The organism is Streptomyces sp. URMC 124 (genome assembly GCF_051386455.1).
Taxonomy (GTDB): domain Bacteria; phylum Actinomycetota; class Actinomycetes; order Streptomycetales; family Streptomycetaceae; genus Streptomyces.
Genome location: NZ_JBPQTS010000031.1, coordinates 22,974 through 44,400, shown reverse-complemented (window position 1 = coordinate 44,400; position 21,427 = coordinate 22,974). Strand labels below are relative to the sequence as shown.

The window sequence follows — 21,427 nt, the reverse complement described above, 5'->3', positions numbered from 1 at the left end:
GGTCATGCCCGGACTGGTCCTGCACGCCGGCGCCGTCATGATGTGCGCCCACCCGCCGGGCGTCGTGACCCTGCCCGCGCCCACCCAGCTGAAGGTGCTGGTCGGCCTCCAGCCGGTCGCGACCGTCGCGGACGTCTTCGTGGTCGGGGGCTGCGCCCTGACCGGTTCCCCTTCGCCCCCGTGCGTCACCGTGCGCTGGTTCCAGTTCTCCGCCCGCGTGCTGGCCGGCGGCCGGCCCGTCCTCGTACAGCCGGCCCCGCCTCCCGGTCCGGGGCCCGCCACCGGGGTGCCCGCCCCCGGACCGCCGATGGTCCAGGCCATGCAGATCAAGGTGAGAGCGAGCTGAGCGGACCGTGGACATCGACTTCCCCTACCGCATCGACGAGCGCGGCCGCACCGCGGAGACCGGCCACCCCGACCACGTCCGCGACATGGTCGAGATCGTGCTCTTCACCACCCCCGGCGAGCGCGTCAACCGCCCCGACTTCGGCTGCGGGCTGCTCGACCTGGTCTTCGCCCCCAACGGCCCCGAGCTCGCGGCCACCGTGGAGCTGACCGCCCAGGCCGCACTGCAGCGCTGGCTCGGCGACCTGCTCTCCGTCGAGGCCCTCGCCGTCACCGCCGAGGAGTCGGTCCTCACCGTCTCGCTGAGCTACCGGCTCACCGCCACGGGACAGCGCCACAGCATCGTCGTCGACGGGGGGACCGCGGCATGAACCCCCAGGGCCCGCCGGTCTGCGACGACGAGCGGCGCCGCGCCTCCGTCCGCCGGGCCGGGCTGGCCGGCATCGACTCGGTGACCGTCGACGCCGACCAGCGCGGACTCACCGTCACGCTGTTCGGCGCCGTCCCGCCCGGCATCGACCGGCACGGCTTCCGCATCGAGGGCGGCCGGCGCGTCACCGGCATCCAGGTCGTCGCCGCCACGCTCCACGGCTGCGCCGACGGGGACCCCACCACCGACGTGCACCTCGCCCTCGACCGGCGCGGCGACACCTCCACCTACCGCGTGCTCGCCCTCGGCGACGCCTTCGACCCCCGTTACGTCGCGCACGAGTTCGCCTTCCGGCAGCACTGCCCCACCGGCCTGGACTGCCGGCCCGACGGCGGCCCGCCCCCGCCTTCGCCCCCGGCCCGTCCGGCACCCGCCATCGACTACCTGACCAAGGACTACGCCGGCTTCCGGCGCCTGCTCCTGGACCGGCTCGCCCTGACCGTGCCGGACTGGACCGAGCGCCACGTGCCGGACCTCGGCATCACCCTGGTCGAGATCCTCGCCCACGTCGGCGACCGGCTCAGCTACCAGCAGGACGCCGTAGCCGCCGAGGCGTACCTCGACACCGCCCGGCTGCGGACCTCCGTCCGCCGGCACGCCCGCCTGGTCGACTACCCCATGCACGACGGCTGCGCCGCCCGGACCTTCGTCTGCGTAGAGACCGAAACGGACATGGACGCCGACCCCGCCGAATTCGCCTTCGCCGTCGTGCCCCCCGGGCAGCTTCCCGACGCGGGGCCGGTGATCGCCGATGATGTCCTACGGGCCCGGGCACAGGTCTGTTTCCGGCCCCTGGAGGACCGCACGATCCGCCTCCGCGCCCACCACAGCCGCATCGAGCTGTGGGCCTGGGGCAACGAGCAGTGCCACCTGCCCGCGGGAGCGACCGAAGCCACCCTGCGCGACGGGGGGACGGAGGACGGGCGTCCGCGCCGGATCCTGGACCTCACCCCCGGCGACGTCCTGGTCCTGGAAGAGGAACGCGGCCCGGCCACCGGCGCCCGCGCCGACGCCGACCCCGCCCACCGGCAGGCCGTCCGCCTCACCCGCGTCACGCCGCGCATCGACGCCGTCGAACAGGTCCCCGTCCTGGACGTCGCCTGGGACCCCGAGGACGCCCTGACCTTCCCCCTCCACCTCAACACCCGCGGATGCAAACTCCCCCTGGCCGTCGCCCGGGGCAACGCCGTACTCGTCGAACACGGTCTGGACAACACCTGGGGGACGGGCGCAAAGGCACCGGTGTTCACCGCGCCCGACCCCGCGGCCGGCGGGAAGCCCTTCGCCCCGGCCCTGCCCGACACCGGCATCACCTGGTCCGCCCGCTTTCCCGAGCCGGCCGACATCGCCACCGCGCAGGCGCGTCAGCTCGCGCTGCTTCCGGAACGTGCGCGCGACCGGATCCGTAACCTCTTGCACGCGGCGAACGCCGCGGGGAAAGACACCGGGAAAGACGCCAGTAAGGAGACCGGGCAAGCCACCGGTAAGGAAACCGGGAGCGACTACGGCGGCGAAGCCGGGAGCGCTGCCGAGTCCGGCTCCCGCAGCTATCCCGGGGACGACGCCGCGGCCGGGGGCTCCGCCCCTACCGACGACGACCGCGCACTGGCGATCCTCTTCGGGGAGGAGACCCTGCGCGCAGTCGGCCTCTACGAGGACCGCAGGCGTGCCCTCGACACCCTCCTCTCCCGCTTCGACCACTTCCTGGCCGCCAAGCTCCGGCGCCTGGCCACGCTCGTCCAGCAGGCCCGCTCCGGATACGTCCTGCCGGAAGAGGACGTCACCGGGGAGCTCACCGGAAGCTGGGGCCCGGACGCCCGGGCCCTCCTCCCCGACTCCCCGCTCCTGCACGGACCGGCAGCCCGCGCCCTGCGGACCGACCCCCGCGCCGCACTGCCACGGCTGCTCCTCCACCCGCTGCCTCCCGCGGAGGAGAAGAAACCAGGGCACGGCGAGCCGGCCGGGCGACCGGCACACGGCAAGAACCGCACCCAGGGCTGGGGCTTCGGCTCCGCCCCCTGGACGCCCGGCCGCGACCTGCTCGGCTGCGGCCCGCGCACCCGGCACGTCGTGGCCGAGACCGACGACGGGGGCGTCGTCACCCTGCGGTTCGGCGACGGGCGGGCGGGCTGCCTGCCGGTGCCCGGCACGAGGCTGCGGGCCGAGTACAGCATCGGCAACGGCCGCGCGGGGAACGTCGGCCCCGGCGCGGTCAACCGGGTCGCCTTCCGCACCCTCCGGCCCGGCGGCATCGTCCGCGTCCGCAACCCCCTGCCCGCCACCGGCGGCACCGACCCCGAACCCGTGGCCGACGTACGCCGCGCCGCGCCCCGCGAACCCTTCCGCAGGCTCCTGCGCGCCATCACCGCCGACGACTACGCCGCCCTGGCCCAGCAGCAGCCGGGCGTCCAGCGCGCGGCCGCGGCCCTGCGGTGGAACGGCAGCTGGTACGAGGCCGACGTCGCCCTGGACGCCCGGGGCAGCGCGGACGTGCCCCGGGCCCTGCTCGACGGCGTCCGGCAGGCCCTGCACCGCTACCGCCGCATCGGCCACGACGTCGTCACCGGGCAGGCCGTCCAAGTGCCCCTGGACGTCGCCCTGACCGTGCGGGTGGACCCCCACCACATCGCCGGGCACGTCAAACAGGCCGTGCTGAGCGCGCTGCGGCCCGGCCCCCTGCCCGGCGGCGGGCGGGGCTTCTTCGACCCCGACGCCCTCTCGTTCGGCACCCCGGTCCCCGCCAGCCGGCTGATCGCGGCGGTCGTCGCCGTCCCCGGAGTGCGGCACGCCGAAGTGACCCGCCTGCGGCGTCTGCACGGCACCGGCCCCGCCGTCCCGGACGACGGGGTGCTGCGGATGCGGGCGCTGGAGATCGCCCGGCTCGACGACGACAGCGCCCGGCCGGAGAACGGCCGGCTGGACCTCACCTTCGAAGGAGGACGATGAGCAGCCCGACCTGCCGCTGCGGCTGCCGCCCCACCACCGGCCCGGCCGGTCCGGCACGGATCCGGAACCGGCCCGGGCTGCCCGAGCTGTCCTGCCGCGCCGGGACCCACGGGCAGTTCCTGGACGCCATGCTCGCCCGGCTGTCGAGCGAGGACCACCAACAGCTCGCCCGTCTCACCCACCGCGAGACCGACGACCCGTCCATCGCCCTGCTGGACGCCTGGGCCGTCATCGGCGACATCCTGACCTTTTATCAGGAGCGCATCACCAACGAGGGCTACCTCGGCACGGCCACCGAACCGGAGTCCCTGACCCGGCTCGGCCGGCTCGTCGGCCACTGCCCGCGGCCCGCGCTGGGCGCCGGCACCTTCCTCGCCTACACCCTCGACCCCGGCGGCCGCGCCACCATCCCGGCCGGGTCGCAGGTCAAGAGCACGCCCCTGCCGGGCGGCCTCCCCCAGACCTTCGAGACGTCGGAGGACCTCCACGCCCGCGCCGAGTGGAACCAGCTGCCCGTCCGCCGCACCGAACCGCCCGAGCTCGGTCCCGAACACCTGCGGACGATGCGCTCGCTGGAACTCTCCGGTCTCCATGCGGGCCTGCGCCCCGGCGACCGGATGCTGTTCACCTTCTCCGATACCACCCCCTTCGTCGTCCACACCGTCCACGACAGCAAGGCCGACCCGGAGAACCAGCGCACCACCGTGTACTTCGCGTCGGCCACGCCCGAGGACGAGTACGCCGACGCGGTCGAGGCCCTGGGCACGGCCGTCAGCGAGGCGATGGCCGGGCGGGCTGCCGACGACAGCGTCAAGGAGGAGGTGCTCGAACCGATCCGGGAAGCAGGCACCGGTGAAGCCGGCCCCCCAAAGGCCGGCTTCCGACGGGAGTCGCTTTTCTTCGCCGGCCTCTTCGAACCGCTCAACCGGCTCGACGAGCACCTCGCCGTCGCCCGTAGGAAGGGCGACCGGGTGACCGTGGAGCTACTCGATCCGGTCGCGGCCGCGGCGAGAGCGCTCCGGATCGCGGCGGCCCGGGCGACGAAGTCCCCGGAACTGGACGCCCTGATCCACCTCGGTGAACCGCCCGCTGGGGGCAACGGCGGCAGCGGGACCCGTCACGGGCTCCTCGACTCGGGCGAGGAGCGGAAACCGAGGGCCGACGACAGCGAGCGCGAGGGCCAAGTGCTGCTCGGTCTCACCCCCGTCCTCGCCGCCCTCGCACGGCCCCCGTCCCGTCCCCCCGCCGACCGGCGCGACCTGACCACGCCCGTCGCCGACCTGTACGGGACGGGCTCCGACGCCCTGCTCAGGCTGCTGGCCGCCACCCGGCCCCAGCTCGCCGGACAGCTCTACCAGGCCATGGGGACGGCGTCCGTCACGCCGGTCGAAGATCTCCAGGAAGTCCGGTGGCTCCGGGTCAAGGCCATCCCCTACGGTGCGACCATCAGCAAGAAGCTGGCCGAGGACGCCATTAATGTGGACGGCAGCAACCGGAAGCAGCTCACCCTCGACGCCGTCTACGACGCGATTCTTCCCGGTACGCCGATCGTTGTGGAGAAGGGGGGTGCTTCTCCGCTCCTCCGCACGGTAGAGACCGTGACCCAGTGCGCCTTGCGCAAGGACGAGAACCTGGCCTTGACGGTGACCCGCATCACCCTGACGAAGGCGCTGCCCGCCACGGGCTACGAAGGCACCGAGCGCGCACTCATCACCATCTGGGCCGCCGGAGAGCCGCTCACCCCCGCCGAAGTCCCCGTCACCTCCGACGTCATGGGCCGTGAGATCACCCTCGACGACACCTACGAAGGGCTCGCCCCGGGGCGCCGGCTCGTCATCTCCGGCGAACGCACCGATGTCCCCTACACCACCGGCGTGCGCGGCACGGAGCTGGTCATGCTCGGCGGAGTGCGCCAGCAGACCGACCTCCGGCGCCCGGGCGACCGGCTGCACACCACGCTCGTCCTGACCACGGACCTCGCCTACAGCTACCGGCGGGAGACCGTCGTCATCCACGGCAACGTCGTCCCCGCCACGGTGGGCGAGAGCGTGGCGGAAGTGATCGGCAGCGGCGACGCCGCGCAGGCCGGGCAGACGTTCCCGCTGCGCCGCACGCCCCTGACCTGGCTGCCGGCGGCGACGCCCACCGGCGCCGGCGGCACGCTGACCGTCCGGGTCGGCGGCGTCGCCTGGCACGAGACGGACGACCTCTCCGAACTCGGCCCCGCCGACCGCGGATACCGGCTGCGCACGGGCCCGGACGGCGAGGCCGCGGTCACCTTCGGCGACGGCGTCCACGGCGCGCGGCTGCACACCGGGACGGAGAACGTCACCGCCACGTACCGCGTCGGCGGGGGCAGCGGTGGCAACCTGCCCACGGGCCAGGTCAACCAGGTCGTCAGCAGGCCGCTGGGCGTCAGTGCCGTCACCAACCCGCTCCCGGCGACCGGGGGCACGGACGCGGACGGCCCGGACGACACCCGCAGCCGCGTTCCCCTGAGGCTGCGCGCCCTGGACCGGATCGTGTCGCTGCGCGACCACGAGGACTTCGCCCGCGCCTACGCGGGCATCGGCAAGGCCTCCGCCCAGTACTGCCAGGACATCGGGCGCCGCGTCGTCCAGGTCACCGTCGCGACCGTCGGAGACATCCCCGTCGGGCCCGCCTCGCCGCTCCTCACCTCCCTCGAAGCCGCCCTCAACCGCTACGGGGACCCCGCGCTGCCGGTCGTGGTGGCCCTGCGCGAGCGGGTCCTCCTCGTCGTCTCGGCGGGGATCCGCGTCCTGCCCGACCACCGGTGGGACGACGTCGAACCCGCCGTCCGCCGCGCCCTGCACGACGCCCTCGGCTTCGCGCGAGCGGATCTCGCGCAGCCCGTCCACCTCAGCACCGCGATCGCCGCGGCCCAGGCCGTTCCCGGCGTCGACCACGTCGACGTGGACGTCTTCGGGGGCATCCCGGACGACATCGACACGGTGGGGCTCACGGGCCTCGCCGAACAGCTCACCCGGCCGGCCCCCTGCGTCCCGGCCCTCCGCGCCCGGTACCAGGACGTTCCCGCCCGCATCTTCGACATGGACACCCTCACCTCCGTCGCCCTGCGCTACGGACTGAGCCTCGACCGCCTCGTCGCCCTCAACCCCGGCGCCGTTCCCAGCGACGATCTGAAGACGCTCGGGACCAAGCTCATCGTCGGGCGCGGGCTGCGCCCCGCCCAGCTCGTGGTCCTCGACCCCGCGGTGCCCGAAACGCTCGTCCTGCGGAGGATCCAGTGAACCCCGACCGGCTCTACGACCTCCTGCCCGCCGTCCACCGCCGGATGGACGAGCGCAACGGCGGCCGGCTGCGCGCGCTGCTGGCCGTCATCGCCGAACAGGTCCGCGTCGTCGAGGCCGACATCGAGCGCATGTACGACGACTGGTTCATCGAGACCTGCGCCGAGTGGGCCGTCCCCTACCTCGGAGCGCTCATCGGCTACACCCTCCCGCCCGGCGCGGACGCGGCCGTCGCCGAGGCCGGGGAGGGCGGCGACCGTCTCCTCGCCTCCGTCGTGCCGCGCCGCGAGGTCGCCGACACCGTCGCCAACCGCCGGCGCAAGGGCACCCTCGCCCTCCTGGAGGATCTCGCCGCCGACGTCTCCGGCTGGCCCGCCCGGGCCGTCGAGCACCGGCGGCTGCTCGCCCTCACCCAGCCGGTACGGCGCCTCACCGCCGACGAGCACGACACCGCGCGCCGGATGCGCCGCGGAGGGTTGGCCGACCTCCGCCGGACCGAGCCCCTCAACCGGGCCGACGGCCCCTTCGACGAGCTCGCGCACACGGCCGAGGTGGCGCGCGCCGGCGGGACCCGGCGCGCCGGCCGCTACGACCTCCCCGGACTGGGGCTCCACGTCTGGCGGCTGCGGGCCCACTCCCAGACCCGGGCTCCCGCCTCCTGCCTGGACCGGGCCGCGTACCGCTTCACGTTCAGCGTGCTGGGCAACGACACCCAGCTGTTCACCCTGCCGGTACCCGAGCCGTCGCCCTGCCACATCGCGGGCGAACTCAACGTCCCGGCGCCCATCGGCCGGCGCTCCCTGACCGAGCGCCCCCACGACTACTACGGGCCCGGCAAGAGCATCTGCGTGTGGGAGGGCGACGAGGACGGGCCGCCGGTGGCACTGGAGCGGATCATCTCCGCCGACCTGTCCGGCTGGGACTACCGCACCCCGGAGGGCAAGGTCGCCGTCGACCCCGTCCTCGGCCGCATCGCCTTCCCCTCCCGGCAGGCCCCCGAGCAGGGCGTCCGGGTCACCTACCACCACGGGGCCGCGAGCGACCTGGGCGGCGGCGAATACCCGCGCCCGTACGCGACGGTGCCCGAGGGCGAGACCCCGCCCTACCGCGTCGGGCCCGGCGAGCAGTACGCCCGCATCACGGACGCCGTCGAGCAGTGGCGCGCCGACCACGACCGGTGGCGCGGCGCGTCGGAACGGCAGCAGGGTGCCGCGGACGGGACGCCGCAGCAGCAGACAGGACCGCATCAGCACCGCTTCCGCATCGTGCACCGGCCCGCCCCGCCCCGGGACCCCGGGCCGAGGCCCTCCGACGTCATCGAGATCAGCGGCAACGACGTCCACCAGGACCTCCTCGACGTCTGCCTCGACCGGGGCGACAGGCTCGTCCTGCGGGCCGCCGACGGCGCGCGTCCCGTCCTCCGCCTCATCGACCGGTCCGGCAGCCGCCCGGACGCCCTGCGCATCACCGGCACCGGGGCGGGGGAGGGGCCCGCGCCCACCGTCACCCTCGACGGCCTGATGGTCACCGGGCGCAGCATCCAGGTCCGCGGGGAGGTGGGCGAACTCCTCATCCGCCACTGCACCCTCGTACCCGGCTGGGACCTCGACGAGCGGTGCGGCCCTCGGCAGCCGGAGGAACCGAGCCTGGAACTCGTCGACACCCCCGCCGACGTCCGCGTCGAGCACAGCGTGCTCGGGACCGTCGTCGTCCGCCGCGACGAGGCGGCCGACGAGCTCCAGCGGATCCACCTCTCCGACAGCGCCCTCGACGCCACGGCACGGACCTCCGCCGCCCTCACCGGACCGGAGGACCGCCCCGCCCCCGCCGTGCTGACCGCCCACCGCACCACGGTCATCGGCACCGTCCACGTCCACTCCGTCGACCTGGCCGAGAACTGCCTGTTCGACGGGGACGTCGACGTGGTGCACGGGGCGTCCGGCTGCGTCCGGTTCTGCTGGCTGCCGCCCGTATCCCGCACCCCGCGCCGCTTCCACTGCGAACCCGAGCACTCCGGCACCGCCGCGGCCACGCCGCTGTGCTTCACCAGCACCCGCTACGGCACCCCCGGATACCTCCAGCTCGCCGACCGCTGCCCGGACGCGATCCGCCGCGGCGCGGACGACGGATCCGAACCCGGCGCGTTGCACGACCTCTTCCAGCCGCAGCGAGAGGACAATTTGCGCACGCGCCTCGCCGAGTACGCCCCCGCGGGCTGCGACCCCGCCCTCCTCTTCGCCACCTGACCCCACCTGCCCCCACCGCGGTTCAACCAGGGAGCCCGAACACCCATGCAAGGCGACTTCTCCCGCGTCACGTTCGACAAGGACCGGCGGTTCTCGGCCGTCCTGGCCCAGCAAGGACGCGTCCAGCTCGACGCGGACCTCAACGAGCAGACCGCCATCCTCATGCACTACATGCGCACCCTCGTCACCGACCTGTTCGGCCCGGCGGTCTATCCCGCGGGCATCACAGGGAATGAGGCCGGGGGCTTCAAGGTCGCGTTCGAGAACGGCACCTTCTCCGTGACGTCCGGCCGCATGTACGTGGACGGGATCCTGTGCGAGTGCGAGAAGGGGGTCGACTACCAGAACCAGCCCGACGGCCCCCCAGACCCGGACCGGACCCCGGACTTCCCGGCGTCGTTCCTGGTCTACCTCAGGGTCTGGGAAAGGCTGGTCACCGCCGCCGAGGAGCCGTCCCTGCGGGAGGTTGCCCTGGGCCTGCACGGCCCCGATACGAGTGCGCGCTCCCGCGTCGTCTGGCAGCTCGACTGGATGCCTGCCGAGGAGAGCATCTTCCACCACGATACGAAGCCTCTGACTCTGCTCAAAGCCAAGCTGGACGAACGATCCAAGCCCCGCGGCAGACTCGCCGCAAAGGTCGCGCGTCCCGAGGAGGGAAGCGCCCCGTGTGATCTGCCGCCGGAGTCGGGCTTCCGCGGTCCGGAGAACCAGCTCTACCGGGTGGAGATCCATCAGGGCGGCACGGCGGGTACTGCGACCTTCAAATGGTCGAGGGAGAACGCCTCGGTGGTCCTCCCCATCCGATCGGCCGCCGGTGCCACGCTGGAGCTGGAGTCCCTCGGTCGGGACGGACGGCTCGGTGTGGAGGCGGGGGACATCGTCGAGATCGTCGACGACGCCACGGTCTGCCGAGCGGCTGCGGACGAGATCCTCAAGACCTCCACCAGCCTGTATCGCGTCGTGGAGGTCGACCACACCGCCCGGCAGGTCGTCCTGCACGACGACCCCTCCCAGGACCGGCACCAGCCGGGTCTCGGTGCTGACCCGGCTCTGCACCCCGTGCTGCGCCGCTGGGACCACCGCCCGCAGCCGGAGAAGCCGGAGAAGGAGCAGGAGGGAGCCCGGGAGCAGCAGCATGTGCGCCGACACACGCTCCTCGTCGAGCCGGACAGCTGGATCGACCTTGAAGACGGCGTCCAGATCCGCTTCGGCACGGACAAGGACGAGAAGGCACCGCCTCGGAAGTACCGGACCGGTGATTACTGGCTGATCCCGGCACGGGTGGTCACCGGTGGGGTGGAGTGGCCGAAAGACGCCCAGGGGGAGTGGAGCCAGGAGGAGCCGCACGGTATCGACTATCACTACGCACCGTTGGCACTGGTGATCAAGGGCGAGGGAGGGGGAAAGGACATGGTGAGCGATCTCCGTACACCTCTCCGGCAGCCGCCCCCGCACAAGGTGGGCCCCGAACAGCCCGACCAGTAACCCCCGGCGTTTTCGGCTCACATCCGGATGGCCGCCGAAGGCGCAGACACGCCATGCTGCCTCCACCGGCACGGACTCACCCCCGCATCCGATGGGAGCACGAGCATGGCCGTCAACGCGCGCATCAGACGCACCCTGTTAGCCGTTACCGCGCTCACCGCACTCACCACGACCACCGTCCCCCTCACCGCCGCAGTACCGGCGACGGCGCACACCCACCCTCCCCGTACGGAGCGGGTGAGCACGGCCACCGACGGCACCGAGGCGAACGACACGGCGCACTCGCCCGCCATCAGCGCCGACGGCCGCTTCGTGGCCTTCGACTCGGAGGCGTCCAACCTCGTGCCCGGCGACACCAACGGCACCGGCGACGTCTTCGTGCGCGATCTGCGCACCGGCACCGTGGTCCGGGCCGGGGTGGGCGACGACGGGCGTCAGGCGGAGGGAGGGAGCTGGTGGGCGACGCTGAGCGCGGGCGGACGCTACGCCGCCTTCGCCTCCCGCGACGCCGCGCTCGCGCCGGGGGAGCGGCCCTCCACGGGCACCCACGTCTACGTCCGCGACCTGCGCACCGGGCGTACCGAAGCGGTCAGCATCGACGTGGACGGCGCGCCCCGGCTCCATGCCCGCCCCGCCGCCCTCAGTGCCGACGGCCGCTACGCCGCCTTCGTGGCGTCCGTGCCGCATCACGACCCGCACCTGGGCGGGTCCGCGCTCTACTTGCGCGACCGTGAGCGCGGCACGACGGAGGTGATCAGCCAGCCGCTGGAGGAGCGCCTGGACACACCGGCGATCGGCTCGGTCTCCCTCAGCGCGGACGGCCGGTACGTCGCGTTCGGTGCGGACGCGCCGAGGATCTCCGCCCGCAGCGACGCGTACGTGCGGGACCGCGTGACCGGCGAGCTGCGCAGGGTGGACCGGCTGCCCGGTGACCCGCAGCGGACCAGCAAGTGGATCAGGGAACCCTCGCTCAGCGCGGACGGCCGCCGTCTCGCCTTCCTGAGCTACCGGGGCGGTGGGGACCGGCCCACTCCCGTCACGCTGTGGGAGGTGTTCGTGCACGACCTGCGCACGGGGCGGACGGTCACCGCGAGCACCGCACCCGACGGCGGCCGTCTCGACCGGACGGCGGGGGCACCGGGGATCAGCCCCGACGGGCGGCACGTCGCCTACGCCACCTCGGCGTGCGCGACCGCCGAGCCCGGCTGCCGCTCCGCGCTGTACCTGCGCGACCTGCGGCGCGAGGGGCCCGGGGCGACGCGCCGGGTCAGCGTCGCCGTGGACGGCGGCTTCCCCGACGGGTCCGCCGAGTCGCCCGCGCTCGCCCTCGGCGGGCACGTGGTGGCCTTCGCGTCGCGTGCCACGAATCTCGTGCCCGGCGACACCAACGGCGTCACGGACGTCTTCGTGCGGCACATGAACTGAGCGCAGCGGAGCTGCCGGACGGCGCGGGCAGCCGGAGCAGGCATCTCCCGCGACCGTCATGGTCAGGTAAAAATGTCATCATTCCGTGAGAATCGGAACCCTCCGCAGCACGGACCTCATCTCCTCAGGCGCCACTGGAAACGACGAGGGCCGCACACGGTCCCCGGCACCGGAGTGAGGTCCGTTCGATGTCATACAGCCAGCCGACCACCAACCGGACCCGGCGCGGACGTCCGGCCCGTACCAGGCGCCGGGTCGTTGCCGCGGCCTCCGTCGTCACCCTCGGCCTGGTCGCCTGGCCGGTCATGTCGTACTTCGAGATCCCGCCGTTCACGGACAAGGGGGACCCGATCTCCTTCGGCAAGGGGCCGGACGGGAAGGGCGGCGACCAGGCGCCGGGCTCGAAGGCCCTGATGCCCCTGGGGCCCGACGCCGGCTTCAAGGTCTCCGGCACGGTCCCCGAGGACGGGTCCAAGATCGCCGTGACGACGTACGAGGGCAAGAAGTCCGGCTTCAAGGGCAAGGTCTGGGTGTGGGCCCCCAAGGAGTACGACGACCCGAAGTACGCCAAGAGCGGCTTCCCGGTGCTGATAGCCCTGCCGGGTGGTGCCGGCTTCCCCAACAACTACTGGATGGGCTCCGACCTCAAGCTGCAGGCCTCGATCTCCAAGTGGGCGAAAGAGGGCAAGAGCCTGCCCTTCATCGTCGCGATGCCCGTGCTGAACCCGGAGAACCACGACAAGGACCCCAAGGACCCGAAGCTGGGCCAGTACTGGGACGGCAGTGACATCCCGGGCGAGCCGAAGATGGGCACCTGGCTCACCGAGGACGTCCCGCAGCTGGTCAAGGAGAACTTCCGGACCATCAAGTCCCGCGACGGGTGGGCCTTCATGGGCTCCTCCACCGGCGCCTCGGCGGGCCTGAAGTCCGTGCTCCAGAAGCCGGACAAGTTCAAGGCCGTCATCGCCTCCGGCCCCGACATCGTCCCCGACTCCCGCCTGTGGGCCGGCCACGCGAAGGAGAAGGCGGACAACAACTCCGACGTCCTCGCCCAGCGGCTCATCGCCCGGAAGGGCCCGGACGTCTACCTCGGCTTCCAGGTCGGCTCCAGCGAGCCGGTCAAGCCGCCGATCGACCGCTTCGTCGGCAAGTACGGCAACAAGGGGCCGGTCAAGACGAAGTACCACGTCATCCAGGGCGGGGAGCACAACGCCGCCAGCTACGTGCCCAACATGGAGACCGGCGGCCTCATCCAGTGGATCAGCGAGCACATGCAGGGCCCCACGTCCTGAGGCGCTGATGCCCGGCGGGGCGGGAGGTCAGCGGAGAGGGGGCTGGCCAGCCGGAACGCTGAACTCGCAGGCCAGAAGATGCATGGGTAGCCGGCGGGGCCGCTGGGAAGCCCTTCTCGCAGATACGAGCGATCGAGCATTTGCGCGCGGAATCCTGCATGGCGCTGCATTCTCGTGCAGATTCGTGCAGCAACTTGCCTTGATCATTTCCCACTCGTCTCCCACTTTCCCCGCCTACGGCGCCGGCCCGGATCGCCCACTTGGGAGGTGGGACGGCGATCCGGGCCGGCAGTCACGGGGCCGCAGCGGCGTGAGGACTGGTCGGCGGGGGAGGCTCCGTGGGACATCTTGATATATCAAGCTCGGAGTGCGATTCCTAGCCTGATCTCTCCATGGGGATGATCATCTAGGGGTCGGCATGACGGAGGCGCTGCACCGTCGCATCGCCGCTGACCTCGTGCGCCGCATCCAGTCCGGCGAGTGGCCTTCAGGGGCGCAGCTGCCGTCGCGCGTCACCCTTGCGAGTGAGTACTCCGTGCACGAGCAGACGATCCGGCTTGCTGTGACGCTGCTGCGACGCCGCGGGATCCTCGAGGGAGAGCAGCGCCAGAGGCTGTACGTGGCGCATCCTCCTCCCATGCGCGCGCTTACGGACCCTGACGCGGAGTGGCCTCACGCGTTCGAGGTGCTCGACCGGTCCTCGCAGGCCGCCACGGTGGACCTCGCTGGCCGGTTGAGCGTTGCAGTGGGTGCCAGCTTGCGACGCGAGATCGTGGAGTGCATGGACCCGGGCGGCCGTTCGGCCATGGTCGTGACGACCTGGCGGCGCGGGAGGCGTGTTGGGCACGCGACCGCAGTCGTCGAGGTAGGGGTTGCCGAGGTGGACGTGCGGCAGGCGGCGGCTCTCGGATTGCCGGTCGACACGCTGGCGTACCGGCTCGTGCGGACGCGGCTGGACGGGCAGGGGTGCCCGGTGGAGACAGCTGATCTGATCCTGCCGATGGATCGGTGGGTGATTCGATTGACGCCTGGACACGCTTAACCCCCGTTCAGGCAGCGATCATCGCGCCGCCAGCCGACCGATGGAGGGTCGGCCTGCTCTCCATAGTGCTTGAACCTGCGACTACCGCATAGATATATGCGCGGCATAGTCGTCTTTCACCCCCGTCCGGGGGTAACTCGCGGGCCGGACAGCGTTGTCAGTGCCTGCTCGTAGCCTGCACTCATGACTGTCGCGCGCTCTGCCACTGTCGTGAATGACGAGATCCGCTCCCTGCTCGCCGGGGCTCGCGGCCGGCGGCTGGGTGTCGCGGAGCGGGAGCGGTACGAGCGGCTGCGGTCAGAGTGGGTGGCGGCTGTCCTGTGCCACCGAACCTTGAGCGATGTATTCGAAGTTTGCGCTTGGTTAGCGCCCGCGCTCCCCGTTGCCGGTGCCTAGTTCCGGGTCGTCGGCCATGGCGCGCAGCATCGCGGCGGTCTGGGCATCGGTGAGCACGGCACCAGAGGCCCGGCGGCGCGCGTCATCGGCAAGCCCGAGCTCGGCTTCAAGCGCGAGCATCGCCGCAGGTGTGTCGGTGGCAGGCGTGCCGTCGGGTTTGTGGCCAAGGCATAGGAGCGGCTCCGGCAGGTCACCGCAGCGAGAGCAGCGCAGCTCGTCGGGGATGGGCTCGGACATCGCGCCTCCTTGACCTGCAGCACTCAACCTTCGCTGACACTAACTCGCGTTCGTCAAGATCCGGTGGCAAACGGTCAAGGTTCGGTGGCACGGGATAGCGGCTGTCGAGCGGGGCCGGTGGGTGGTGGCGGCTTAGAATCGCTCGCATGCCCGATGCCCTGAATATCCCTAATGAGCTTTTTGATCTGCAGCGCGCCTCGGATGCCGAGAGGGGGAAGCTGGCTGGCCTGGACGGCGGCGACTATGACGCGCAGTGGCGTGCCTGGCGGGAGGCTGCCGAGCGAGCCCAGGCCGCCATCACCGATCATGCCGCAGCTGCCGGGCTGAACCGGTTCGAGGTCGAGAAGGCGGTGAAGAAGATGGTCCGCCACTCCGAGTAGAATCGAACGTGTGAACGACCTGCCGCCGGATCTGCCCCGCCTCCGCACCCTGGAGACGTATCTGGAGCTGCAGCTCCAGCAGGTCCGCGAGGCCATCCAGCGGCAGGAGCGCGCCCAGGCGGAGGAGGAGGGGTGGACGCTGCAGCGGATACCCAGCGGCAAGGGGCACCCGCTGCTCTGGCTCCACCGGACCTCCTGTCACCTAGCCAAGGGGGCCCGGCTCAGCCGGCAGGAGGCGGTCCTGGCCCTGGGCGAGCCCGGCGTCCGGGTCTGCGACGGCTGTCACGCTGACGAGGGCCTTAAGGGCAGCTAGCGGATCACGTTCTCTTACTCGCAGGCTTCAGATTCGAGGCGTGCGGCCAGTCGTGCGGCGAGCCCGTAGGCGGGGTGGTCGTCGAGGGCGCGCCGGCGGCGGTTGTACCGCTGCGTCGTTCGCGGGTCACTGTGGCCGACGGCGTCCTGGACCCGCTCCAGCGGGACGTTCTCGGCGAGGTTGTCGGTGATGAACTGATGCCGCAGAGTGTGGGGCTTGATGCTGGTCGCGGCGGGGATGTCGGCGGCGCGGGCGAGGACGCGGAGGTGCTTCCAGACTTCGGGCTGGGACCATCGCCGTCCCGAATCGGTGACGAACAGAGGGCCGTCGGTACGGCCACCGAGGTAGTGCTCAAGGGCGTCGAGCGCGAGCGGCGGTACAGGGTCCTTCTTCTGCTTGCCGCCTTTCAGGCGGACGGGCAGGGTGCGGTGGCCGCGGTCGTAGCCCAGGTCGGAGGCGTTTAGGGCGAGGATCTCGTCGATGCGTTTGCCGAGCAGGTAGAGCAGGAGGACGAGGGCATAGGAGCGGGGTGCCCAGTCGCGGGCCGTCTCGATGAGCCGTTCGACCTCTTCGGGGGTCATGCCCTCGGTGGGGCTGTGGTCGGGGTCGATGTAGGGCCGGTCGACGTGGGCGAAGGGGTTCGCGGGGAGGGCCTCGATGCGGACGGCGTAGTCGTAGAAGCTGCCAGCAGCGGCGAGAGCTTGAGCGCGCGCGGACTCCGAAAGTGTCGCGCCTTTGCGGCCGGGCTGTCGGGCAAGGTGGTTGGCGTAGGCGTCGGCGAGCGGCAGCTTCGCGTCAAGGGGGTGGATCTCGGTGCCGCGGGCGTAGGCCTCCCAGCGGAGGAGGTTGCGGGCGTAGGCGCGGCGGGTGTGCTTGCTCTTCTGGCGGGCGAGCCAGGCGCCGGCGGTGGTTGGAAGCGGGTCCTGGTCTCCGTAGATCTCGGCGAGGTGGTCGCGGAGCTGGCGGGCTTCGTCGGGCCAGTCGTCGCGGGGGTCGTGCCGGTCGGTCGACAACTCCGCCGACGGGCGCGGGATGAGAGCGGTCATCGCCCAAGCGCCGCGCGGACCACGGGGATGGCGACACAGACGATCGCGGCGGCCGTGGCCGCATCACCGTAGCCAGCTAGGGCGAACACGGCGGTCCACATGAACGGGATCAACGCCGCGATCACCCACGGGTCCTGTGGTGCGACGGACTTGATCGAGTTGAAGGCACGTTCGTTGAAGCGCCAGTAGGCGACTGCTGCCCGCGAGACTCGGTTCACGATGTTCCTCCGGAGTATGGGATAACTGTCATTATCAACCATCGAGTTGGAGCCTGTCAGGCGTTTGAAGCAAGAGAAGACCTCGCCCTCAAGGGGCCGGTGGTCGGCTGGGCCCGCACGTGGGGGCGGATGGCGTCGAGGTGCTTCTCGGCTGCCTCTTCCATGGCGGTCAGGGCGGCGAGCGTCGCAGCATCGTAGACGGCAGGGGCGGCGCCTGGCTGGCGCGGGGCGAGATTTGGGTAGTCGGCGCTCACTAATGGCCGCCACGGAGCGACTTGGGGTCGGCCTCCAGGTAGTCGCCCTGCCGGAACTTGCCCCGAGCGATACCGTCGGTGCCGTACAGGGTGGCGTAGCCGTCGCCGGCGGGCTCCCAGTTCCGCACAGTCACCTGAGCGAAACTGGCCCAGCCCTCCACCACCACAACGGTCCCCGGAACCGCTTGGCGGGCGGTGATGACGACGTTGGATGCGTCGATGCGGGTGCTGTGCGGGTCGTGACGGTCCATGGTGCAGCTCCATCGGCTCGGCGGGCTGAGGCCCACAGAGAGCAGAGCTGCCATGGCGGGTGCTACGTGATCCTTGAGGGGGTCTACCCAGTCTCGCGGGTGCTCTCCGCGCCCTCTTCGGCTTCGTCTGTCCCATGGTTACGCCTGCACAGCCAGCACGTGCAGGAGGTCTGCTCTCTATGGAGTTGTCGCCGGGTTCCCCCGACACGTCCAATGTAAGGGCACCCCTTACATCTGTCAAGCCTCCCCCTACACTGACTCCATGACCACGCCGCCGAGCCCCTTCGAGAACCTCAAGCACCTCGCCGAGCAGGGCGACGCCACTCAACGCGCCAAGGATGTGAGCACCGCACTCCAGGCCATCCCGGAGCTGCAGAAGTGGCTGCGCGCGATCCGGCACGAAGCTGTGCGAGAGATGCGCGAGGGCGGACACAGTCACGCTCAGGTGGCCACGGAGCTGGGTATCAGTCGGGCTCGGGCCCAGCAGATCGCAGAAGGGCGCACCACCGGCAAGCGCGCCGAGGGCGAGTCGGACAATCACCCCAAATAACGCCTGCGATATGGCAACTTATCGCGGGCACACTTCTCCCAACCGGCCTGCTCTGCAGACGGGTTGTCGAGGCATGGCCGGGGCCCAGACGTCACGTGAGGGTGACAACTCCCGTGCATCCCCTGCGGCTCAGGCGTCTCGGGCGGTACGGTGCGCCGCAACTGCTCCAAGGGGGAACCATGCGCAACGCTGCCGCTGCTCTTCTGCTCGCCGCCGGACTCTCGCTCACCGGGTGCAGCGGCGACGGATCACCGTCACCGTCCGCGGACAAGCCGTCTGCGGCGACATCCTCCGCGGCCCAGCTGTCGAGCCCGAGCGCGGACGCCCCTCTCGGTAAGAGCGTGGAGACTGTTGGCTCCGGCGGGACGGGTCGTCTCGAGGTGACGCCGACGAGCGTCGTGTACGCCACGAAGGCCATTGTCGACAAGCCGGCCCGCGGCCTGTTCGTCGTGGTGACAGTGAAGGACAAGTCGATGACGGCCGTGGCTGCGGCGGAGACGGCGCCGATCGAGCACGGCGGCTGGCAGTGGATCGCGCCGGACGGCCAGACGGTCACCACCAGGGATGGCAACGCCGACATGGTGACCTTGGACGGGTTCGATGCTGGCGGCCCGGTCCAGCCGGGGGCGTTCAAGTGGAGGGCGCGGGCCTTCGACATCGCCGAGGCGCAGCGTGGCGGAACGCTCGTCTACACCGACGGTCAGGGCATCGCGCACCGCTGGAAGATCCCGGCTCAGGACGCGGGTCCGCAGGTGGACGAGCTGAAGCGGCTCCTGGCCGGATAGCCGAGTAGGCCCCGCCGTCCCGGAGGACAGCGGGGCCTTACGTTGCTCTGATCAGCTAGCGAACTGCAGCCCAACCACGACAGCCAGAATAAGCATGGCCGGAAGCACCGAACCAGTCACCGCCGCTCGGTAGTCGGGCTGCTGGAACCATCCCCGGATGGTCAGGAACGGATTCATGACTCTCCCACTCCGCAAAAGGGTTTGGGCGCCAGTGTGACACGACCGTTGACAGCATTGCGTCCTAGCCGTCGAGCGGCGGGGCCGGCGGTTCGGGCGAGGGTTCCGGCAGGGGGTCGGCCCAGCCGAGGTCTTCGAGGGTGCCCATGTCGGCGGCCGGCGGGGTACGGGGTTGCATCGGCACGGGGGCGGGCTGGTCGTCGGGCATGGTCACACTCCAGTTCGGTTGTACTCGTCCACTAGAGGAGGTGGATCCGGCGGCTCGACACCCGACGCCCGCATCAGCGCCGTCAGCTCCCCTACATAGCCTGCGAAAGCACGCACGACACCCCGCAGTCGACTCGTCTCGGCCTTCAGCTCCCGCAGTTCTTCGGTCAGATCGTCCCGGATTGCCTTGAACGTTGCGAGATCCGCCTGCCGCTGCGCGGGCTCGGCTGTGGCCTGGGCTGCCGCCTGCGTGGCCTGAGCCGTGGCGGACGCTGCCGCCCGAGTGGCCCGCGCGGCAAAGAGACCAGCGACCACCATGCCGAGGGTCCCGATGATGGCCACGGCCCCAGCCCAGATGCTCATGTATCGTCCTCGCTCTCCCGGCTGCAGAGCTGCGGTGGGAGTTCGTACTCAGGCACGGAAGCCGCCCAGAGGATGGCGCCGATGTGGGACGTCAGGTACCAGGCGGCGACGAAGCCGCCGCGAGCGAAATCGCCACTGACGAGGGCCGCGGTGTAGGCGATGGCCCACAGGCCGGGCGGGATCAGGGCGGCCACGAAGCCAGCCCAGTCACGTCCGACCCTGACGAAGGCACAGCTCGCGGTGACGGCCCCCGCTAGAACCCAGACCCATGCCCAGCAGTGAAGCGGGGCTATGTCGGTGAGCAGTTCCAGGCCCTGAGGGCTGGGCTGTGGGGAGAGGATGAAGCCAGCACCCCAGCAGACCTTGCCGACGCCGATGATGAGGAGGAAGGTGCCGCGGCGGCCGATGCGGCGTCGCAGCCAGCAGGCCGCCGCGGAGCGCATCAGACGGTCCGGCTCGGGCCTGCGCGCCGGGCGACTGCGGCAGCCGGGGCGGGCGCGGTGATCTGGGTGCGGTCGAACATGCCGACGATGGCCGCGACGAGGGACATGGCGACAGCCTGCTTCTCGCTGCTCCAGTCGAGGCCGAAGCCGATCGCGAGAGCGAGGATGGCCTGGGCGAGACCGAGGACGGCGGCTCCGATGGCGTCGTGGGCCATGATGGCGAGGATGAGGCCGACAAGAGCGGCGGCGACGGCGTTGATGACGGCCTGCTGGTCAGTGGAGACGTCGATCCAGAATGCCGAGACGGTCTTGACGATGATGGCGACGAGGGCCAGCCACAGGGCCGGCTCCCGGTTGAGGATCTTCATGGTGCTCACTTCCAGTAAAGGCCGCGGGCGCGGGCGGCAGTGATGATGGCGGGGGCCGTGTCGGCTGCGTCGGCGGGGCCGTAGGTGATCTCGAAGCGGACGGTTTCGCCTGCGGAGATTGAGCCGACGTGAGCGAAGTCGACGAAGGATGAGCCCTCGGTGGTGACGCGTTCGATGATGGGGCCGTCCCAGCGGGAGCCGTCGGCCCGGCGGTGGTAGAAGCGTCCCTGCAGCACGCCGCCGGGCGGGGCCTTGACCGTGAGGTAGGCCGCGGCGGTGTAGGACTGGGCGCCGGCGACGAGGTCTTGGCGGCCGATCGTGAGCGTGGTCCAGGTGTTGGGTGGCAGGCTGACGGCGGTGCCGGTGTACTCGCCGAGGGTGTAGGGCACGTCGTTCTCCTGCGGGGTGCTGGGCGGGGTGGGGGTCTCGCCATTGGCGCGGGCGACGATGCCAGGGAAGATCACGTCGTGGAACTGGCGCACGCGGGCGTCGCCCGGGCAGTCGGTTCCGTCGGTTGCCCAGGCGGCGTGCAGCCGGTGGTAGCCGTAGCCGGGGTCGGCAGCGGTGCGGCAGATCCGCAGGGGGATTCCGTGCTGCTGGTGCATCCACACGCCGAGCTGGATGAGCGTCTCGATCTGGGCTGGGCTCCATGGATCGCTCGCGTCCATGTTCGAGGCGCTCTCGACGCTGACGGCGCCGGTGCCGTCCGGGCGCCTGTTTGCCTGATAGTTGGCGTCGGCTCGGGTCTGGGTGCCAATGAACTGGGCGAGGCTGCCGTCGTAGCCGAGGCCGAAGTGCGATTCGAGGTTCGTCGAGTCGCGCCAGTACTCGTAGGTGCGCTGTGGCGTCCACGGGGCGGCGATCGAGTGGAGGATCAGCTGCGTCGGCACGATCGCCGGCTGCGCGTCGGACTCGGGCTGCAGCTCCATCTTCTGGGCGCCCGGATACCAGGCCAT

At 71.4% G+C, this 21,427-nt stretch carries 22 protein-coding genes; 13 read left to right on the top strand and 9 right to left on the bottom strand.

The genetic code is table 11. The features are described 5' to 3' along the window. The first annotated feature begins 4 nt into the window (after positions 1–4). The 9 genes from ACSNOG_RS09395 to ACSNOG_RS09355 all read left to right on the top strand — a co-directional run bounded on the left by ACSNOG_RS09395 (position 5) and on the right by ACSNOG_RS09355 (position 14,483). Positions 5–346 carry a hypothetical protein gene (locus tag ACSNOG_RS09395; RefSeq protein ID WP_436752111.1) on the top strand — a complete coding sequence of 114 codons (342 nt, stop codon included), beginning with the start codon at positions 5–7 and terminating at the stop codon, positions 344–346. A gap of 7 nt (positions 347–353) precedes the next feature. Continuing rightward, positions 354–716 (top strand): GPW/gp25 family protein, encoded by a 363-nt coding sequence (locus tag ACSNOG_RS09390; RefSeq protein WP_436752110.1) that lies wholly within the window; start codon positions 354–356, stop codon positions 714–716. Further along, positions 713–3,721 (top strand): putative baseplate assembly protein, encoded by a 3,009-nt coding sequence (locus tag ACSNOG_RS09385; protein WP_436752109.1) that lies wholly within the window; start codon positions 713–715, stop codon positions 3,719–3,721. Before ACSNOG_RS09390 ends, ACSNOG_RS09385 begins: the two co-directional genes overlap by 4 nt. Then, complete coding sequence (locus ACSNOG_RS09380; protein WP_436752108.1) at positions 3,718–6,993, top strand: putative baseplate assembly protein; 3,276 nt, start codon at positions 3,718–3,720, stop codon at positions 6,991–6,993. The genes ACSNOG_RS09385 and ACSNOG_RS09380 overlap by 4 nt, the downstream gene beginning before the upstream one ends. Further along, a complete protein-coding gene (locus ACSNOG_RS09375; protein ID WP_436752107.1) occupies positions 6,990–9,239 on the top strand; it encodes a hypothetical protein in 2,250 nt (749 codons plus the stop codon). The genes ACSNOG_RS09380 and ACSNOG_RS09375 overlap by 4 nt, the downstream gene beginning before the upstream one ends. A 45-nt stretch (positions 9,240–9,284) precedes the next feature. Continuing rightward, on the top strand, positions 9,285–10,724 hold the full coding sequence (locus tag ACSNOG_RS09370; protein WP_436752106.1) for a DUF6519 domain-containing protein: 1,440 nt from the start codon (positions 9,285–9,287) through the stop codon (positions 10,722–10,724). A 105-nt stretch (positions 10,725–10,829) separates the two neighbouring features. Next, a complete protein-coding gene (locus ACSNOG_RS09365; protein ID WP_436752105.1) occupies positions 10,830–12,149 on the top strand; it encodes a TolB family protein in 1,320 nt (439 codons plus the stop codon). Positions 12,150–12,337: 188 nt separating this feature from the next. Next, positions 12,338–13,441, top strand: coding sequence for an alpha/beta hydrolase (locus tag ACSNOG_RS09360; RefSeq protein ID WP_436752104.1), 1,104 nt, complete (start codon positions 12,338–12,340; stop codon positions 13,439–13,441). A gap of 418 nt (positions 13,442–13,859) precedes the next feature. Further along, a complete protein-coding gene (locus ACSNOG_RS09355) occupies positions 13,860–14,483 on the top strand; it encodes a GntR family transcriptional regulator (protein ID WP_436752103.1) in 624 nt (207 codons plus the stop codon). Between the two features lie 363 nt (positions 14,484–14,846). Here the strand turns inward: ACSNOG_RS09355 and ACSNOG_RS09350 are convergent, their stop codons facing one another. After that, positions 14,847–15,116, bottom strand: a complete 270-nt coding sequence (locus ACSNOG_RS09350) for a hypothetical protein (RefSeq protein WP_436752102.1) — start codon at positions 15,114–15,116, stop codon at positions 14,847–14,849. Positions 15,117–15,262: 146 nt separating this feature from the next. Here ACSNOG_RS09350 and ACSNOG_RS09345 point away from each other — a divergent pair, with 146 nt between their 5' ends. Further along, positions 15,263–15,496 carry a hypothetical protein gene (locus ACSNOG_RS09345; protein WP_436752101.1) on the top strand — a complete coding sequence of 78 codons (234 nt, stop codon included), beginning with the start codon at positions 15,263–15,265 and terminating at the stop codon, positions 15,494–15,496. Between the two features lie 10 nt (positions 15,497–15,506). Next, on the top strand, positions 15,507–15,809 hold the full coding sequence (locus ACSNOG_RS09340; RefSeq protein ID WP_436752100.1) for a DUF6233 domain-containing protein: 303 nt from the start codon (positions 15,507–15,509) through the stop codon (positions 15,807–15,809). Positions 15,810–15,823: 14 nt separating this feature from the next. On the opposite strand, the gene ACSNOG_RS09335 is transcribed toward ACSNOG_RS09340, so the two are convergent. From ACSNOG_RS09335 to ACSNOG_RS09325, 3 genes are all read right to left on the bottom strand, one after another. Next, on the bottom strand, positions 15,824–16,855 hold the full coding sequence (locus ACSNOG_RS09335; RefSeq protein WP_436752099.1) for a tyrosine-type recombinase/integrase: 1,032 nt from the start codon (positions 16,853–16,855) through the stop codon (positions 15,824–15,826). Beyond that, positions 16,852–17,073 carry a hypothetical protein gene (locus tag ACSNOG_RS09330; RefSeq protein ID WP_436752098.1) on the bottom strand — a complete coding sequence of 74 codons (222 nt, stop codon included), beginning with the start codon at positions 17,071–17,073 and terminating at the stop codon, positions 16,852–16,854. The genes ACSNOG_RS09335 and ACSNOG_RS09330 overlap by 4 nt, the downstream gene beginning before the upstream one ends. A 253-nt stretch (positions 17,074–17,326) precedes the next feature. After that, complete coding sequence (locus tag ACSNOG_RS09325; protein WP_436752097.1) at positions 17,327–17,578, bottom strand: hypothetical protein; 252 nt, start codon at positions 17,576–17,578, stop codon at positions 17,327–17,329. A 262-nt stretch (positions 17,579–17,840) separates the two neighbouring features. Here ACSNOG_RS09325 and ACSNOG_RS09320 point away from each other — a divergent pair, with 262 nt between their 5' ends. Both ACSNOG_RS09320 and ACSNOG_RS09315 read left to right on the top strand, forming a co-directional pair. Further along, positions 17,841–18,128 (top strand): sigma-70 family RNA polymerase sigma factor, encoded by a 288-nt coding sequence (locus ACSNOG_RS09320; protein WP_436752096.1) that lies wholly within the window; start codon positions 17,841–17,843, stop codon positions 18,126–18,128. Between the two features lie 179 nt (positions 18,129–18,307). Then, positions 18,308–18,913, top strand: coding sequence for a hypothetical protein (locus ACSNOG_RS09315; protein WP_436752095.1), 606 nt, complete (start codon positions 18,308–18,310; stop codon positions 18,911–18,913). Positions 18,914–19,154: 241 nt separating this feature from the next. Here the strand turns inward: ACSNOG_RS09315 and ACSNOG_RS09310 are convergent, their stop codons facing one another. Genes ACSNOG_RS09310 through ACSNOG_RS09290 form a run of 5 tightly spaced genes read right to left on the bottom strand, consistent with a single transcriptional unit; the run spans position 19,155 to position 21,427 of the window. Continuing rightward, positions 19,155–19,298, bottom strand: a complete 144-nt coding sequence (locus ACSNOG_RS09310) for a hypothetical protein (protein WP_436752094.1) — start codon at positions 19,296–19,298, stop codon at positions 19,155–19,157. Between the two features lie 2 nt (positions 19,299–19,300). Continuing rightward, positions 19,301–19,660: a hypothetical protein gene (locus tag ACSNOG_RS09305; RefSeq protein ID WP_436752093.1), complete on the bottom strand. Its 360-nt coding sequence runs from the start codon at positions 19,658–19,660 to the stop codon at positions 19,301–19,303. Further along, entirely contained in the window at positions 19,657–20,103 is a 447-nt protein-coding gene (locus ACSNOG_RS09300; RefSeq protein WP_436752092.1) for a hypothetical protein, read from the bottom strand. The genes ACSNOG_RS09305 and ACSNOG_RS09300 overlap by 4 nt, the downstream gene beginning before the upstream one ends. Then, a complete protein-coding gene (locus ACSNOG_RS09295; RefSeq protein WP_436752091.1) occupies positions 20,103–20,471 on the bottom strand; it encodes a hypothetical protein in 369 nt (122 codons plus the stop codon). The genes ACSNOG_RS09300 and ACSNOG_RS09295 overlap by 1 nt, the downstream gene beginning before the upstream one ends. A 5-nt stretch (positions 20,472–20,476) precedes the next feature. Further along, positions 20,477–21,427 (bottom strand): peptidoglycan recognition protein family protein, encoded by a 951-nt coding sequence (locus ACSNOG_RS09290; RefSeq protein WP_436752090.1) that lies wholly within the window; start codon positions 21,425–21,427, stop codon positions 20,477–20,479.